This window comes from Chryseobacterium oleae (assembly GCF_900115055.1).
In the GTDB taxonomy this organism is placed as follows: domain Bacteria; phylum Bacteroidota; class Bacteroidia; order Flavobacteriales; family Weeksellaceae; genus Chryseobacterium; species Chryseobacterium oleae.
The window spans coordinates 94,158-111,989 of the sequence record NZ_FOVD01000006.1 but is presented as its reverse complement, the minus strand read 5'-3'; the positions used below and the strand labels follow the sequence as shown (position 1 = coordinate 111,989).

Here is a 17,832-nt window from a genome sequence, read left to right as displayed (position 1 = left end):
CAAAAAGCCCTAAAATACCTCCGTATTTGAGGGTTTTACATAAATTACCTACCTTTAAAAAAAAATAAATTTTAAATGAGAAAATCGGCTGCAATCATTTTTGCGTTTATCATTTCACAATTTCAGGCTCAGCAGGGGGCTTATTATCAGCAGGCTGCGAAGTATAAGATGGATATTGATGTTAATGCTGAAAAATTTACCTACCAGGGAAATCAAACCTTAGAATATACCAATAACTCACCGGATGCGTTGAATGTGGTATATTTTCATCTGTACTGGAATGCTTTTAAGCCTAATTCAATGATGGACCAGAGAATTGGAGGTCAGGGAAAAAACGGAGACTCCAGGTTGCAGAAAGATGGTATTTCGAGACTGGCTTCTATTCCGAAAGATCAGGAAGGGGCTCAAAATATTCACTGGATTAAACAAAACGGAAAAGAGCTGAAGTTTGAAATCCAGGAAACCATCATGAAGGTATATTTGGCAGAGCCTATCCAACCCAATTCTACCACGACTTTTACCATGGATTGGGATGCTGTAATCCCTCAGCAGATCAGAAGAAGCGGAAGAAACAACAGAGAAGGAGTGGATATGACGATGACGCAATGGTATCCTAAAATTGCAGAATACGATTATGACGGCTGGGCAACTTTTGATTATATCGGAAGGGAGTTTCATGCACCGTTCTCGGATTTTGATGTTACCATTAAAATCAATAAAGATTACGTGATCGGAGCAGGAGGAATTCTTGAAAATCCGGCAGACGTAAAAGGATATGATGCCGCTGCAAAAATTAAAGCAGATAAAAGCAAAAAAGCAGTCTGGAAATGGAAAGCCAATAATATCCTGGACTTTGCATGGAGCGCAGACAGAGATTATATCATTAAAAGTTTTGATGTTCCTGAAGGACCGAAAGTATTCCTTGTGTATCAGCAGAATGACAAGACAAAAGTTTGGGAAGAAGCTCAGCCTTATGTGACCAAATATTTCCAGCTGATGAATACTCACTTCGGAAAATATGTATACCCTACTTATGCCTTTATCCAGGGTGGTGACGGTGGTATGGAATACGGAATGTGTACCATGATCCTGGGAGAAGCTAAAGATATGAAAGGCTTAATGGGCTTGATGGCTCACGAAGGCGCACACTCATGGTATCAGCAGATGCTGGCCACCAATGAATCCGTACGTCCATGGATGGATGAAGGGTTTACAAGCTATGCAGAAGGATATGTGATGCATCAGTTATTCCCGGAAGAACTTCCGAATCCTTTTGTACACACTGTGGAAGCTTACAGGAATTTTATTAAAAAAGGAATTGAAGAGCCTGCCGTATGGTTGGGCGATCACCACGATAACGGAACGGCTTACACTTATGCTTCTTACGTAAAAGGGGAGTTATATCTTGTAGAACTGGGCTATATCATAGGTGAGCAGAAACTTGCAGAAACTTTAAAGCAATACTACGACCAATGGCATATGAAACATCCGTCTGACAGGGATTTCCTTCATATAGCACAAAAAGTATCAGGAATGGATCTGAAGTGGTTTCATAACTATTGGATCAATACGACAAAAACCATTGATTACGGGATTAAAGATGTGAAATACGATGCAAAATCGACTACAATTACTCTTGTCAATAACGGTCAGGTTCCAATGCCCGTGGATTTAAGTGTACTGACAACAGATAAAAAAGTAGTTACGTATCAGATTCCTTTAAATATGACCCATACATGGAAGGATAAAGATATCTATGGCGACTTTAAGACGATGCCTTACTGGCCATGGACACAAAAAGAATATACATTGACGATTCCTTATACAAAATCTCAATTATCTGTTTTAGGAATAGATTTCAGCCAGAGATTGGCAGATGTTAATATGGATGATAATATTGTTGAAGTGAAACAATAAGATGTCCGGGGCTGAGAGTAGAAGTGTTTTAGCAAGTTATGAGTTATGTAATGCGGGTATTGGAGTGGGAGAACTTTCACCACTCACTTGCGAAGCAAAATTCACCATTGGCATTTTTTAATTTTAGTCTAATAAAAAAACAATCCCGCAGAATTTTTCCGCGGGATTTTTATTTGTATTGAAATCTTCTACGTTTTCAGGTCTGAAATCTGATGTCTGAAACCTCATATCTTCAAAAGATTCACGATTCACTTGCGAAGCAAAATTCACCATTGACGATCTGACATCTCATATCTGGAAATCTATCTCTCTATTTTATCTCAAACTGCTGCACCATCCAGTGATTGGAATGATTTTTTACAAGATCATTTTTTAGGGCTGCATCTTTTGTATTCAGGTAGCTGTATACTTTTAAAGGAACAGAATCAGGATATTCTTTTAATCCCTGATCAACGGTTGCTTTGGCTTCATTTTTCTTTCCGCCTCCGTCCAGTGCTTCGGCTTTATAGATGTAAATGATTGCGGGTACTTTGCCATATACATCCTTTGTTTCCTTTTCCAGCAGAGTCATTGCTTCGATCTGGAATTCTGTATCAGATGGTTTTCCAACCATTGCTGTACGGCTGATGTGTTGCTGATACATCAGGAAAAGCATAAGGATATGAAGGTTTTTGGTGTCTGGGTTTGAAGCCAGTTTTTCAATTCTCTCCACGGTTTCCGGTGTCATTTCATCTTTTTCGGACTGAAGGTTCTTGTTGTAAAATTCATCCAGAAGATCATAGACAGCCCGGTCATTCTTATCAATTTTTGCCCCTTCTTTTATTTTCTGAAATACGCTGTTTACCTGAGATGCACTCTGCGCAAAAGTATTCAGGCCGATACAAAAGAAAAATAAGAAGATCAGTTTTTTCATGGAAGATGAGATTTAAAATATTTTGAGTTTTAAAGGTAATTAATTGTTTTCAATTTTCTAAATCTCAGGTTCAAATTTTATAGAATGGAAATAAAATATTCACATAACGTATTCCTGTCATCAAAAGAGATTCAGGAATTCATCTAAATAACACCGATATTGCTTATTTTTGAGGATAAAGCCTTATTTTTACACCTGTTTTTTAACCCAGACTAGCTTAAAAAATCAAATGAATTCAATCGTAATCAACGTAGGGAACAGCAATATCAGATTCGGACTTTTCAATGGAGACAACTGTGATATTTCATGGGTGATCAATACCAAGCCGTACAGAACGGTAGATGAGCTGTATGTACAGATGCTGATGCTGTATCAGACTTACAAAATAGAACCGGAAGAGATCAGTAAAGTCATTATCGGGTCTGTGGTCCCTCAGCTTACCAAAGTGATCAGTTCGGCCATTAAAAAGATCCATAAAATTTCACCGGTGATCGTTGACAGATCCACACCTTCCGGGGTTCAGGCGAAATCCAAACAGATGGGGACGGACATTTATGCCAACCTTGTGGCCGCCCACAATCTGTATCCCAACCGTAAGAAGATCGTTATTGATTTTGGAACGGCTCTTACCGCAAGTTGTGTTACGGAAACCGGAGAAACATTAGGTGTGATCATCGCACCGGGAATCGTAACTTCTTTGAACTCTCTGATCAGCCAGACGGCACAGCTTCCTGATATTGAGCTTAAAAAGCCTAAAACAGTCCTTGGATTAGACACGGTAACTTGTATGCAAAGCGGGATGGTTTATGGATTCCTCGGAATGGTAGAAGGTTTTATAGACCGTATCAACGATGAGGTGAATGATGACTGTTTTGTAGTCGCTACGGGTGGAGTTTCCCATGTATATAAGCCATTGACAGAAAAAATTCATGTGATGGATAGACTGCACACGCTGAAAGGTCTTTATTTCTTAGGAAAAGATTTGCAGCAGTCATAAGGTTAAGGCTGACGTAAGCAGGCTTTGTTGATACAGTTATAGTGCATAAAAAATAGGTTATGAGAAAATTAGAAGAATTTCCGGTCATAGAAACAGAAAGGCTAATCCTTTCAGAGTTGAAAGAGGAGGATATTCCTCTGGTGAAAGTATACCTTCAGGAGAAAATTTTCTCAGATCTTACGTCTAATATTCCGTATCCTTATATGCTGGAACATGCAGAATTCTGGCTGAAAATTTCCAGGGAAGCCTTTGAAAACAATACAGGATATACTTTTGCAGTCCGTGACAAAGAAGGACAAATTATAGGCGCTATCGGTCTTCACGACAGAGATGATGATAAAGCTGAACTGGGATACTGGATGGGAAAACCGTTCTGGAACAAAGGATACATCACAGAAGCAGCCATTGCCCTGATTGATTTTGGATTCCGTACGCTTGAAGTTAATAAAATCTATGCGACCTATTTCCTTCACAATCCTGCTTCCGGAAGAATCATGGAAAAAGCAGGAATGGAAGAAGAAGCACTGCTGAAACAGCATCTTAAAAAAGACGGAGAATACTTTGATGTGATGATGTATTCTGTCTTTAAAAATAAATAATCTGAGTCCGGACTAAATGAAGTATGGAAACACTTGGTTATCAGTTGTTTTTGATCGAAAATACCAATTAGAGCTATATTTATTTTATGATAATAGTTTCTGTCACAGTAGTGTGGGCGGAGAAATAGCCTAAGGCTCCATTATCGAAATTGGATGGGGGATTAGACGGAGTTACAATACCACCTCCACTTTGAACACTTACGTTAGATAAAGCCTTGAAATAATCGTAAACAGGTGAATCAATGGACTGCATTTCGATCACCACCTTATCATTTTTAACAGGATCAGGCTTGGTAGAAACGGGGATTGTGTTTACGGATCCATTTTCCCCATTGTCATCTAAAACCGTAATTTCAGCCTTATGATTATTTACGTAAGTTTTAAACAGATAGCGGTTTCCGGAAGTTTCCGGATCTGTGAATATAGGGACAACACCAATAACATTACCCAAACCATTGAAGTAGGTGGTCTGAATCACATCATCTAATTCTACATATTCAGGCATCCGGCTTGTAGCGTTGTATGTTTGGCCGTCTACGTTAACGGTTAGCGTATAAATATTACCATTTAAAGTTTGAAAATTTACAGTTTTATATAGGCCATCAATATATCTCAGTGTTTCAGAGTTACCTTTATTATCACGAATAACTACAACGGCATTGGCAATAGAAATATATTTGCTCTTGGTGTCTGAAATTTTTATAGATTTTGTGATACGCACATTACACGGATTTCCGTCATCTGTTGCATTGCCTTCTATAACAATTTTACCACTTTCATCATGGGTAGGAATGTCTACAACGGTATCTTCTCCACAGCTCAACATACACCATGCTAATGAAGCCACAATAAAGATTTTTATATTTTTCATCTTTGTCTTTTTAAAATTTGAAATTGTAACTAATGTTGGGAACAACAGAAAATAAGGAGGTTTGTACCCCTTTGATTTTATCCGGATTATTTTCATCCTGCAAAAAATTAATGGCGTAAGGGTTCTTTCTCCCATAAGCATTGTAAACTCCTACAGACCATGAGCTTTTAAAGCGCTTTGTTGTCTTGCGCTCATAGGTTGCATTGAGATCGAGCCTATGATAAGCCGGCATCCGGTTGCTGTTTCTTTTGCCATACTGGAACATGGTTTGTCCATCGATTTCATACTTTCCAACCGGAAAGGTTACCGCATTTCCGGTACTGTATACAAAAGCTCCTGAAAAGGTAATACTTGGGCTAAGCTCATAGCTCGCTACCACCGAAAGGTTATGGGTTTTATCCGAGTTGGCATTGTACCAGTTGCCTTTATTAATGCCTTCAATCTTTCTTTCTGTTTTAGATAATGTGTATGATATCCAGCCTGTAAGTCTGCCTTTTGTTTTTTTTGCTAAAAGCTCAAATCCGTAAGCTCTTCCGATCCCGTTAAACAAAAGATTGTTTTTAACGTTATCTGATATGTCAACTCCTGCATCATCTTTATAATCAACCAGATTTGCCATTTTTTTATAAAATACGTCACCCGTTATTTCGTAGCCTTTATCGAATTTCTTAGTGTAAGAAAGATTTACCTGATCCATCGTTAAAGGTTTATTCAGGTTCAGCCAAACATCATTATTAACCATCTGACCATAACCTCCGTTGCTTAAAGTCTGTACACTCTGGGTAAGTCTTGTATATCCGGCCCTTACGGTATTGTTTTTATTAAATTCATAATTTGCCATTACACGGGGCTCAAAGTTGACAGTGCTTTTAGTGGTTTCTCCCTTGTTATTATTTCCTTTTCCCGGATTAAGCATGGATAGCCTGAAGCCATAATTCATAAAGAGTTTTTCTGAAATTTGATAGTCATCATTGATGTATACTGCATTTTCCCACATTGTTCTTTCTCTTTTTAGGAAATCGGATGAAAATGATGGCGGAAGCTTTCTCGTGAAAAAGTCATAGTAGGAAGCCTGTAATCCATAATGAAATGTGTGCTTTATACCCAAATAATGTGAAAAGTCCTGTTTTAATCCCCAGTTTCTGACGTTAGGATTTATTTCCAGAACATTGCCATTCAAATCAAAGGCACTTATTTTATAATCATAATTACTGTAGGTAACCGATGTATTTGAAAATAAATTACTGTTGATAATGCTGTTCCATCTTAAAGTGGCAATCAGATTCCCCCAATTGTTTTTAAATTTATCAAAAGACATTATATCTCTTCCGAAATAACTGGAAAGGTGAACACTGTTGTTTTTATTAACCTGATAATTAAGTTTGGCATTTAAATCATAGAAATACAGTTTATCTTTTTTGCCGCTGTTTTCACCGCTGGAGTTCAGGAAAATATCAGCATAGGTACGTCTTGCTGAAATGATGAAAGAGGATTTACCTTTTTGAATAGGACCATCAACGCTGAGCCTGCTGCTAATCAAACCAATTCCTCCCGCAACTCCAAATTTTTGGTTGTTTCCTTCTTTCATTTTTACATCAACAACAGAAGATAGCCTTCCTCCGTATTGTGAAGGAATATTTCCTTTATAAAGGGTAACGCTTCTCAGGGCATCACTATTAAAAGTACTGAAAAATCCGGCTAAATGTGAATTATTAAAGACAGGCGCCTCATCTAGCAAGATAAGATTCTGGTCTAAATTTCCTCCACGCACACTGAATCCCGAACTTCCTTCCTGTGAACTGATTCCAGGTAAAAATTGAAGAGTCTTAATCACATCTCTTTCTCCCAATAAAACAGGAAGCTTAGAAATTCCCTGAATATCCAGCATCTCAGCACCTACTTTCGATTGGGTAGAAAAAGCCCTGTATTTTTTTATATTTTTTAATTGAATTTCATCGATTTTATATTCTTCTTTTTGAAGCGCCCAATTCATTTTTTTTGCAGAATCGAGATGGATACTTTTGACTTCAATTTTATGTCTGTTATGATTCACTTCAAGGGTATAGTCGCTTTCCGGTAATGATAACGCATAGAACCCGTATTCATTTGTTTCTATAGAAATTTCGGGCTTTTCTTTGATGGTGATAAGAGCACCCGAAATGGGTTCTCCGGTATCCTGATCTTTTACAACCCCATTGATAGAATAATTTTTCTGAGCGTAGCAGAAAGCTGATAAAAAGATTGCAATAGTAGTTATTTTCATCATTTGTGTTTATTATTGTGTTTTTCAACGAAAAATGTAAATGTAAATGTATTTTTAGTCAAACAATAGCATATAGTTTGCGCTCGGTGTGCCTTAAAAAGTGAATTTTTTAAATGAAATTAAATTAATTGGTGTTCGTTGAGGATTGATTCATTTTTGGTATGATAAAAAATAAATCATAATGACCGTTGTGCGATATAAATTTTTTGGTGAAACATTCATTAAATCTGTGTATTTGGTGTATATTTAGATTATTAGATGTTGTTTTTGGATGAAGTTTTACATTTTCCTTAAACATAATATCGCTGACTAGGTATTTTGAAAATTAAGAATATTGAAAAAAAATACCTCAGACTTACCTGATGATTTAACTTTTCATGGAATACGCTATCAAATCTGCAAATACGTCCATGAAAACAATCTACGCGTTCTTTGCTGTAAGCATCAGCACTTTTCTTTTTTCACAAACCAAACTGATCGCTTTCAAAAGCCACAGCGGTCATTCGGCAGATTTCAATACAGCCGTGTCTGAAGATCTTTTTGATGCCAATGCTTCAAATCTTGGTATAGTCCCGAAAAGATACGTAAGTGATGCCAGGCTGGATTCCGTGATCATTCTTAACGATGAAGAAAGTGTTTTGGTGACCAGTTCTGCGCGAAAAATTGTTCCGGACGGGACTAAAAGAGTATGGGAGCCTGGAAGGGAAGTAGTACGAAATCATGCCCTTTTCTCAAAGAAAAATATAGACAGTGTAAAAAATGTTTTGAAGAAAGATTATTACTTCGTCAATGATATGGATAGCGTTGTCTTTGTAGAATATGATCAACAAAATAAATCCTATAAAGAAGTCAAACCTGTAAAAGAAGCTAAACCGAAAAAAGAAAAGTCAGAAAAAATCCCTAGAGGTCTTCTTTTAGGCATCCTGATGTTTTCCGGAGCTTCAGGATTTTACAGCTGGAAAAAAAATAAAAAGAAAAATGAGAAGTAGACTTCTGCCTGGAACAGGAATCTTTTTTCTACTGTTTCTGTTTTTCTTTCCATTAACTTTTCTTGGTGATTTTCAGCAAAGATGGTCATTGCTTCTATGGGGTGACCTCTCGGAGTGGATCGTTGAATATATTTTTAAGATCAATCAATCAAGAATAGATTTTTCTTCGGACAGCAGTTCTATGTTTGCATTGGTCATGATTCTTATGGTTGTATCGGCTTTAGCTGCAATATTGATCAAAAAGAAACACCACCAGAGAATTCTTGATTTGTCTAAAGAAGTCATTGTTTTATATTTGGCTGTCGTTCTGATGAAATACGGTTTTGATAAAGTTTTTAAAGCCCAGTTCTACCTTCCTGAACCTAATATTTTGTACTCCCGCTTTGGGGATCTGGATAAAGATATTCTATTTTGGAGCACGATGGGAACTTCCCGGTTGTATTCCGTATCTGCCGGAATTTTGGAGCTTCTGGCTGCACTCCTGATTCTTTTCCGTAAAACACGTGTGCCCGGATTATTGGTTTCCATTGGCATCCTGATTCATATTTTTCTTATCAATGTCGGATTTGATATCTCGGTTAAATTCTTTTCTCTGATCCTGCTTTTTATGGCTGTTTTTGCATTAAAAGATAACTGGGTTCCGCTGTATCGGTTTTTTATTTTAAAACAAGAAGTCAAACCGGAAGAAAAAAGAGAAATCAATCCAAAGTTCCAGCCTGTCTGGATCTTTTTTAAAACTGCTTTTGTGGGAATTTCAATGGCGATAATCCTATTTCCGTTTATTAATGCCGGGAATTTTAATGACGACACAGAAGATAGACCTTTCCTTCATGGTGCTTTTAAAAATTTAGATGCCTATTCGGACATTCAATACGTTTTCTTTCACCGGAACAATTACCTTATCTTAATGGACAAAAATGAAAAGAGGGTGGATTTTCATTATCTGCAGGGCTCAAAGAATCAGCTTATTCTTGAAGATTACAAAAACAGAAAGTCAAAGGTGGATTATGTCTATGATAAAAAGGACAGTCTTCTCACACTCGATTTTGGAAAGTACATGATAAAGGCCAAAGCATTGAACTGGAGAAAGATGAATGCTTTACAACCTCTTTTCCACACGACGATAGAAGAGGCGGAATAGATTTCAGACATCAGACATCAGACATCAGATTTAAGATTGTCAATGGTGAATTTTGCTTCGCAAGTGAATAGTGAAGGTTTTTGAAGACATCAGATTTCAGATATCAGATATCAGATATCAGATTGTCAATGGTAAATTTTGCTTCGCAAGTGAAATGGGGAAGGTATCCCATTCCAATACACGCATTACATAACTCATCACTCATAATTTATAACTCATCACTTCCCATAACTCACAAACCCGTATCTCGAATCCCGGAATCCGTACCTATCTTTTGCTTTTGAAAAATTCCTTGACGATGGTAGAACATTCATGTTCCATGATGCCGGTTACGATTTCTGTTTTTGGGTGCAGAGAAAGATGTTTGTTGATGAATCCTCTTTGTTCATCTCTTGCACCGATCACCACTTTGGAAATCTGCGACCATGAAAGTGCTCCTGAGCACATCACACAGGGTTCCATTGTTACATAAAGTGTACAGTTGATCAGGTATTTGCCCCCAAGAAAGTTGGCCGCTGAGGTGATGGCCTGCATTTCTGCGTGGGCGGTCACGTCGTTCAGGGTTTCGGTAAGATTGTGGGCTCTTGCAATGATGCGGTTATTGGAAACTACGATACATCCGATAGGAACCTCATCTTTTTCTAAAGCGGCTTCTGCTTCCTGCAGAGCCATTTTCATGTAATATTCGTCGGTAAACATTTAATCTTCAATCGTTAATGTTAAAGGAAGTCTGAGGCTGTGTCTTACCGGATCTCCATTGATAATCGCCGGAGAAAATTTTTCCGAAACAGAATACAATGCAATCTCAGCCTGTCGGTTAAATGTGAAATTATCTCCTTTTGCGTGGACATTGCTGATGCTGCCGTCTTTTTCCACAATAAAAGCCACATCTGTTTTTACGGTTTTGGCTTCGGTGTAAACAGCTGGTGTGTAAAAAAGATGAGCCACTTCCTGTCTCAGCGTATTAAAACCACCCGGATAATCAGCTGGCTTCTCAAAAACGGCAGGTTTCCCGGTGTTGTTTTCTGATATGTCTTTTGGATTTTTCAATGATTGCAGATCTTCAAGGTTTCTTACTTTTAGCAGAGCTCCAATCATCGCAACATTCTCAATGCTGTCCATCTTTTTCATGAAAAGAACAAAATCAAGCTTTATATTGGCTTTCCGGAAAGAGTCCGGTTCCAGATCAAATTTCTTTTTAAACTCTGTATTCAGCATACTCCGGTGTTGGTTGTAAAAGTTTTTTACATTCCGGAATTCTTCTTTCTGCTGTGAAAAGCAAAATGAAGAAATAAGGCAAAACAGATAGAGAAATAAAGCTTTCAAAAGAGTATATTTATGTAAATATAATCAAAATAAATGAGGTTTTAATCCTTGTGTATCAGCTTTCAAAATAACGGTTCAGAGACTCCTGAAGATGGGTGCGGATGTCATCAACTAAACCTTTAGGTTCCAGAACGGTGACTTCTTTTCCATAGGAAAGGATTTCCTGCATAAAATCATAAGTAGGGTGAAGGAAGAACTCAAAATAGATTTCTTCCGGAGTTTCTTTAGTTTCTTTCTGAGACTGGTGAAGAGGAAAACTTCTGATGTATTCTCCCTGATGTCTGCTGCATTTCATGACGATTTTCTCAGGGTTTTGCTCTGCCAGATTCATCACGCCAAAAGCATTTTTGAAATGTTCTCTGAAATTGTAATTATACTTTTCGCGGAATTTATTGTCGCTCACATCCAGATAATTAACTCTGTCCAAGCCAAATGATTTCAGGACCTTGTCTTTGGTATCAATGGCGATCAGGTACCATCTGTCCTTGGATTCTTTTAAAGCCAGAGGATGAACTTTCCGGGAAGTCATTATTTTATTTTTGTAGTTGTAATGTTCAAAGCTTACTACTCTTTTATTACGGATGGCGAAGAAAAGATCATAGAAGTGCTCGATTCCAGTGGGTTTTCTGCTTTCGAAAAAGATAAAGTCTGAAAAATCCGGATGAAGATTCAGGGCATTGCTTACCTGGAAAGATTCCAGTAATTTCTGGTTGTATTCATCCACTTCCATGATAGGGCGGCTTTCAATATAATAGCGGTTATCGCCTTTCTTTTTATTGTGAATGGAAAGATTAAAAAGATCGGAAATCTCACGAATATCCCTCTGCAATGTACGGATTGAGTAGCTCTTGATCCCTGCATCCTGAAATTCGAAAGAGTTGAGAAGATAGTCCTCCAGCTGGGAATAAGTAGCCGGAGAACTTTCTAATCTTTTGATAATTAAGGCATATCTTGTCAGATAAAAATCTTTTTTCATTCGTCTATTATTTATGCGGCAGCCAGGCTGCGTTTCATGGTAAAATTTTATAAGACAAATATATAGGCTTAATGCGACAAAACGTGTCGTGTTTTATTTTTTATGGAAAGATTTTTAATTCTTCCCCTCTTGGAAATAATAGTACTATTATAAATTTTTGAAATACGTCTTAAGAACATCAACGATTTGTAATAGAATTTTTTCTCTGTAGGACAATAATTTAGTTTCATCCTGAAGATTATAAATACCCAGGTATGAATCAAATAAATAACGGCAAATATTTTTTGAAAAAATCTCTAAATTTTTATTATTGGAAAAGTCTTTAATAACTATTTGCGGAGGATCTGCAACAGTTTCTTTTTCGATCACATATTTTAAATCATCTACATTGTATTTAAGTCTTTCCGAGTTTCTTCTTATTGTGTCAATTTGATAAGTAATAAAATTTTTGCTGTGATTGGCACGGGGAGATGCATTATCCGAGAGATAATCCATAATATTCTCAAGTGTTTGCATTGGTTTTATTTTTATATCCCCTTTCTCGTGATTGGGCTTGTCAAAAGTATGTCTGAGTCCAAAATTGTGACCTAACTCATGAACTAAAGTCATGATGTCCGAAAGAGCATTTGAAGGAATTATTAACCCCTTATCTCTGTTAAATCCCGTTGCCAAATCATCTTTTGTAGCAACAATATTGTTGCACATAAACATGGGATAGATGCCCAAACGGATATGATCAATATAACTGTATAGGTTTTCAACTAACCTATCATACCATTTTGTAGCTGCTGTACTACCATTGGGTGATTGAGAATACTGAATAAACCAGTCTTGTAAGGTTTTACCGGGCTGGATTAATTTTCTGGTTGCTGTTCCGTCATTGATGTCAAAGGTTTGTAAACTTTTTTCTATTTCCTGAAGAATTTCTTTAGACATTTTTTCAAGAAATTTTGAAGCTATAATTTTTAAGGCTTTTCCCAAAGAATCACCTTGTGTAGTTTCATAATTTTTTGTTCCGGAGTTTTGCTGTAAATATGGGCCCAAAATATTTGTAGGATCTTTTAATGGAAAATCAGTATCCGATACATTAATAATTTGGTTTTTTCCCAGAACAAAATTTACAGAAGCCTGATTAAAGCCTTTATTGTTAAGGCTAGAAGCTAAACCAACATAGTTGCTGGTAGTAGATAATGTATTTTTTTTATAAAATACGTCCACAAAAATTAATTTAGGTTCATAAAGTTTGTTAGGCAATATGGTAAGCCTCCCAACTTCGATGTCTTTGTCTGAAGCATCTTTAACCGAAGCTATAATACTTGATTTTGCATCCACTGTTTCATTTGCTTTTGTTTTAATTTTAAATTGGGCAACTTGCTCATTTTTATTGACAGTGATGTTTGGAGTAATATATTCAATCCCTTTAGAATCTGATAATTTAAATGAAATGTTCTGCGCAAGTGTAGATGAGTTGTCCGTATCAAAATATTTTACAAAAATAATAACTTCCTTTCCCGGTTTGATAAGAATATTTGGAGCATAATATGCGGAGTCTCTTAAAGGGCTGTTTCCTCTTTTTAATTTAAAATCATCATCAATATGGTAGGTTTTGTTCCCATCAACTAGCACCAAAGTAGATGAAGTTTTATCATAGGATTTTTCCAGAGTAAAGCCTGTATCTGATTCAGAATACGTACCTCCATTTAAAATATAATCTCCATTGGAATCTTCATTTATTTTGTAAATTTTGCTATTATTACCAAGCAGATTTTCTCTGAAGATATCAAACCCAAATGACTGGTCATATTTTTTGTCTTCTATGATGTCTTTTATGGTATTGGCTAAATAAGTTAGGGTACGGTTGGAATTTTTATCTTCTTTAGGAAGGCCGATAGCTTGCTCTTCAGATCTAAAGAACATTAATAATTTTGGAGAGGTTGCAGAAAGTGATTTTTCTCCTGTTCTATAAACATCAATATCAGAAACACCAATATCAGCCGGATACCTTATATCTATATTTTTCATTTTAAAAGTTTTTGGATTTGGGTTAAAAAACGACGGCGGGAATTCCGCCGCCGTTCATGAAAATTATTTGTTGATAATATTGGTTGGTAAAGTGGTTGGGAGTGTTCCTGCCTCAAGCGTAGCTTTATCCAGCAGCTTGAATGGACTCGTTGTTTCGAGATCCTTCGGATTCTCACAGTTTGCAGGATCATCCTCACGGAAGATTGGAAGAGCCTGTTCTACTTCCAGACCTACAGATTTAGCCTGAAGGATCGTTAATGTAGTAGGAATTCTTGTGATCCAGAATTTACCCTGAGCTTCGCCGGTAGGCTTTCTCAATTCGTCTACGATAGACATATACAACGGATCTCCGATAACAGGAACTTCACCTCCGTTCCAGATTTTTCCGGTACTCATGAAGAACTGTACAGCGTCTTCAAAACCTGGCTTCACGGTTACGATTACCCTTGCCATACCTGCCTGAAGGAAGTTTCTGAACAATGGATCTACACTTTGCGTAAGATACATTTCCTGCCATCTCTTTCTGTCTGCCCAGTAATACGGGTAGAAGGTGTAATCCATAATGCTCCATTCAAACGCCTGTTCCATAAACTTGGCCAAAGCGGTGTATTGTTCAAGGTTTTCGCTCAGAATCACTTTGAAATCACTCATCTGGCTTCCTGAAGTGAACGCCTGTCCCAGAGTAGTCAGATAATCCTGAAGAAGATAGGCAATACAGTTGTGTTTCAGAATCACAGATTCCATTTCACGGTAGAAATTCCCAAGCTTTTCTTTGTTGGCAGCTTCCTCTTCTTTTGCTTTATCCTGCAGTTCCTTCTGTTTTTCCAAGAAAACTGCATACGCCTCGTCATACGCCTTGATAATAGCTGTAAAGTTTTCCTGAATCCATGATTTCATGAATGCCTGGGAAAGTTTACAAGTAATCTCAAATGCGATATTTACTGAATCAATGTTGCTGCATTTGTACACGAAATCATAAGATCCGGTCACGTTCTGAGGTGTGAAATACGCGGTAGAGTCAATAGAAGTACCTCCATTTGAGAATGGAACCATTCCTCCTGCAAAGTTGCTGGTATAAAGCGTACTCGTTCCTTTTCTGTTTCTTTCAAAACCATAGAACATTTTTACACTGCTTGCTTCATAGTTCACAGGAATGTCGATCGTTCTGTGTCTGTATTCTTCGTTTCCGTTTACTTTTTCCCATTGCTTTCCTAAAATAAGATTGATCGGAGACTTTGGAAGTTCTGTAAGTTTTACGTTGTAAATATTAGCCCAATATTCAATCTGATCTTTGGTAGCCACCTGAGCACTTGCCATGCCCCAAGGTTTTTCAGCTTTTCTCGGATCTGCCGGAGCGGTAAGCGTGTCTGCTTTCGATACTGCGGTCGCCAGAGTATGAAGTCTTGCCGGTTCCGGGATCATGAATTCAAACATCGTACGTTTACCATAGTTGTAGATCTGGTTTTTCATTTTCTTATCTACCCATCTGTATACTCCGGTAATGTGCTGAGGGTTTTCCTGGCTTGCCTGGCCTCTGTTATCAAATTCATGTACATTGGTTTCAGTAAATTCTTTAATGATTTTCTGCACACGCTCCTTATTGATCTTTGTAAGGACACGTTCCATGGCGCGCTCTGTAATCTCCTGAGATTTTTTTACGGCCTGTTTGGTACTGTCCTGCTGTGAAGTGTTGTTGGCATAGGTTCCACCTATCTCGTACTTCATTACTTTTGTGTCATACGTAAACTTGGTGCTCGCAGTAATTGCCTGCTCTTTTTTAAGCTCCTGAGCGATTTCAGTCTGCATTTCATTTCTGTCCGCTTTTGTAGTATCAGAAATCTTCTCCGTTTCAATAGATTCAGAAGTGGTATCTGTAATTTCAGAATAATCTCTGGCTACAGAAGACTTATGACGCAGTTCGCTGGCCATCACGTTCTCAATATTGGAGACTTCTCCCGGAACGTAGGCGTGAACGCTTTGCTCTACTTTCAGATAATCTGCAATACCCAATCTCTTTACACCGAAATGTTTAGGGATGAAAGTTCCCGGTTTAGGATTTTCAATGCCACCGCCCGGATTTCCGGTTTCATCTTTAATATCTTCCACATATAGAACGTCAGTATAGGCCTGGTTAGGCTCTATTCCTGAAAGATCCAGTGAAGCCTCTTTACCGTTGTTAAAGTAGATTTTGACTTTAATGTTTCGGATGTATTTGCTGAACTTGCCGACCATAATTGATGCAAGAGTCACTTTATTATCCACTACTTCGATATTGTTGTAGCTTTCATCAAAATTACCTACATCGGAGATCAGTGATAATTTAGCGGATGCTATTCCCCATGCTGAACTATCTGCCTGATAATAAAACGTAAGATATGCCTGGCTGCCTGCAAAAATACTTCCCTGAGGTGTTGCCTTTAGATAATAAGATCTTGGCGTTACCTTCGCTGCATATTGTGTAAAAGAGTCGGCTACAGGGACAAGGATTCCTCCAAGGCTGGCAAATGTCTGCTCCTGAGCCGGTGTTTTATTATACAGGGTCTGAGATTTTGCAGCATGCTCCTCGTCGATTTTTTCAAAGACTTCAGGATACGTATCAAACTCATCGGTGATGGAAACCACAGCTGCTCCAAGTTGAAGTTTTCTGTCGGATACCACACTTATTTTTGTGAAATCAAAGCCGTCTTCAGGTTTTTGTCCACTGGTTAATGCAGTAAACTTGTCAACGAAGATTTTTAGAGAATTCAATGAAAGTATTTCTGTGAAATCTCCAAAGTTGATCTCATTCTTATAGGTGAAAACGAATGGAGGAATAGAAGGCTCTTCAAGCTTTGCATACAAGGCATTGATTTCCTGCTCCGTCATTTCCTTCGTGATCTGGTCCTGAATTTCTTTCAGTTGGGCTCTGTATCTGTCAAGTGCCGGCTGATTGGCGGCAAGATATTCTTTATAAGCCTCATCATACGCTTTGTTTCTTGTTTTCTGGTAGATTTTCTGCACTTTTTCCAGTTCAGATTTCAGCACATTTAAACTGTCTTTCTCTAAATTAAGGTTGGTAAGTTCCAGAATTTTTTCCCCTTCGGCTTTTAGCTGTTCTTTAGCAGGAACGGAAAGAATAGCTTTGGTTTCGTTAATAGGGTCTTCTCCGATGGCAGATTTCCCTACAGTGAAGGGCTGACGGGAAGTAGGATTTCCTGTTCCGGAACCTTCGCCTTCGTAGCCATCTCCAAAAAATTTCATTGGAAGAACAATTCTTGCCTCAAGCGCTTTTGCTCTAAAATCGGAACCGTTTATTTTCACCAGTTCGTCCGTTGACGCAAGAGTGCATACATATCCGAAATGAAGGGCTCTCAAGATGTGAGCTACAGCTTCTTTCACATAAAAATTGTTCTGGGACGCCGTTTGATACATCAGGTTATCCCATAAAATGCCGAGCTGGTCTTTAGAGGTAGCTTGATGAGCGTTGATTGCTGCAGTTTCTTCCAGCACGGTCAGCTCTTCCTGTTTTGAAATTTTTCTTCCTATTTTCAAAACTGCTGCGTAGGCTCCTTCTTCTATTTTAAGTTCCGTTTCAAACCCCGTAGGATTGAAAGACTTTGAAGCGCGTTCCATAGCCTGGAATTTTGCCAGTGCAGAATCAGCAGGATTGATATAAGAATCGAAAAAGCTGGTTAAACCTTTTTGAGGTCTGTGGATGAAACCTAAGTTTTTCTCTTTAGTTTCTGTTAATTGAGGATTTCTAAGGCTTACAAATCTGAAAAGAGTTTGTGAAGCATTGTTGGTTGTGTCGTTTGTTGCCATTTTAATATTGTGTTGTT

13 protein-coding genes are annotated in these 17,832 nt (G+C 37.8%); 5 read left to right on the top strand and 8 right to left on the bottom strand.

Annotation, left to right across the window (positions count from 1 at the left end; genetic code table 11):
- Positions 1 to 75: 75 nt before the first annotated feature.
- Positions 76 to 1,917, top strand: coding sequence for a M1 family metallopeptidase (locus BM143_RS17680; protein ID WP_090025979.1), 1,842 nt, complete (start codon positions 76 to 78; stop codon positions 1,915 to 1,917).
- Positions 1,918 to 2,227: 310 nt separating this feature from the next.
- Here BM143_RS17680 and BM143_RS17675 read toward each other — a convergent pair whose 3' ends face one another.
- Positions 2,228 to 2,830, bottom strand: coding sequence for a hypothetical protein (locus BM143_RS17675; RefSeq protein WP_090025977.1), 603 nt, complete (start codon positions 2,828 to 2,830; stop codon positions 2,228 to 2,230).
- A 229-nt stretch (positions 2,831 to 3,059) separates the two neighbouring features.
- Here BM143_RS17675 and BM143_RS17670 point away from each other — a divergent pair, with 229 nt between their 5' ends.
- Together BM143_RS17670 and BM143_RS17665 are read left to right on the top strand one after the other, a co-directional pair.
- Entirely contained in the window at positions 3,060 to 3,827 is a 768-nt protein-coding gene (locus BM143_RS17670; protein ID WP_090025975.1) for a type III pantothenate kinase, read from the top strand.
- A gap of 59 nt (positions 3,828 to 3,886) precedes the next feature.
- Complete coding sequence (locus BM143_RS17665; protein ID WP_090025973.1) at positions 3,887 to 4,426, top strand: GNAT family N-acetyltransferase; 540 nt, start codon at positions 3,887 to 3,889, stop codon at positions 4,424 to 4,426.
- A 79-nt stretch (positions 4,427 to 4,505) separates the two neighbouring features.
- Here BM143_RS17665 and BM143_RS17660 read toward each other — a convergent pair whose 3' ends face one another.
- Together BM143_RS17660 and BM143_RS17655 are read right to left on the bottom strand one after the other, a co-directional pair.
- On the bottom strand, positions 4,506 to 5,297 hold the full coding sequence (locus BM143_RS17660; protein WP_167375311.1) for a DUF4249 family protein: 792 nt from the start codon (positions 5,295 to 5,297) through the stop codon (positions 4,506 to 4,508).
- 10 nt (positions 5,298 to 5,307) lie between these two features.
- On the bottom strand, positions 5,308 to 7,563 hold the full coding sequence (locus BM143_RS17655) for a TonB-dependent receptor (RefSeq protein ID WP_090025969.1): 2,256 nt from the start codon (positions 7,561 to 7,563) through the stop codon (positions 5,308 to 5,310).
- A 407-nt stretch (positions 7,564 to 7,970) separates the two neighbouring features.
- On the opposite strand from BM143_RS17655, the gene BM143_RS17650 reads away from it, so the two are divergent.
- Positions 7,971 to 8,549 carry a hypothetical protein gene (locus tag BM143_RS17650; RefSeq protein ID WP_139222066.1) on the top strand — a complete coding sequence of 193 codons (579 nt, stop codon included), beginning with the start codon at positions 7,971 to 7,973 and terminating at the stop codon, positions 8,547 to 8,549.
- Positions 8,539 to 9,690, top strand: a complete 1,152-nt coding sequence (locus BM143_RS17645; RefSeq protein ID WP_090025965.1) for a hypothetical protein — start codon at positions 8,539 to 8,541, stop codon at positions 9,688 to 9,690. Before BM143_RS17650 ends, BM143_RS17645 begins: the two co-directional genes overlap by 11 nt.
- Positions 9,691 to 9,957: 267 nt before the next feature.
- Here BM143_RS17645 and BM143_RS17640 read toward each other — a convergent pair whose 3' ends face one another.
- The 5 genes from BM143_RS17640 to BM143_RS17620 all read right to left on the bottom strand — a co-directional run bounded on the left by BM143_RS17640 (position 9,958) and on the right by BM143_RS17620 (position 17,815).
- Positions 9,958 to 10,389: a nucleoside deaminase gene (locus BM143_RS17640; protein ID WP_090025963.1), complete on the bottom strand. Its 432-nt coding sequence runs from the start codon at positions 10,387 to 10,389 to the stop codon at positions 9,958 to 9,960.
- Positions 10,390 to 11,016: an energy transducer TonB gene (locus BM143_RS17635; RefSeq protein WP_228430879.1), complete on the bottom strand. Its 627-nt coding sequence runs from the start codon at positions 11,014 to 11,016 to the stop codon at positions 10,390 to 10,392.
- Positions 11,017 to 11,071: 55 nt separating this feature from the next.
- Complete coding sequence (locus BM143_RS17630; RefSeq protein ID WP_090025961.1) at positions 11,072 to 11,992, bottom strand: helix-turn-helix transcriptional regulator; 921 nt, start codon at positions 11,990 to 11,992, stop codon at positions 11,072 to 11,074.
- 147 nt (positions 11,993 to 12,139) lie between these two features.
- Positions 12,140 to 14,014, bottom strand: a complete 1,875-nt coding sequence (locus BM143_RS17625; RefSeq protein ID WP_090025959.1) for a zinc metalloprotease — start codon at positions 14,012 to 14,014, stop codon at positions 12,140 to 12,142.
- Between the two features lie 63 nt (positions 14,015 to 14,077).
- Positions 14,078 to 17,815, bottom strand: coding sequence for a hypothetical protein (locus BM143_RS17620; RefSeq protein WP_090025957.1), 3,738 nt, complete (start codon positions 17,813 to 17,815; stop codon positions 14,078 to 14,080).
- Positions 17,816 to 17,832: the final 17 nt, after the last annotated feature.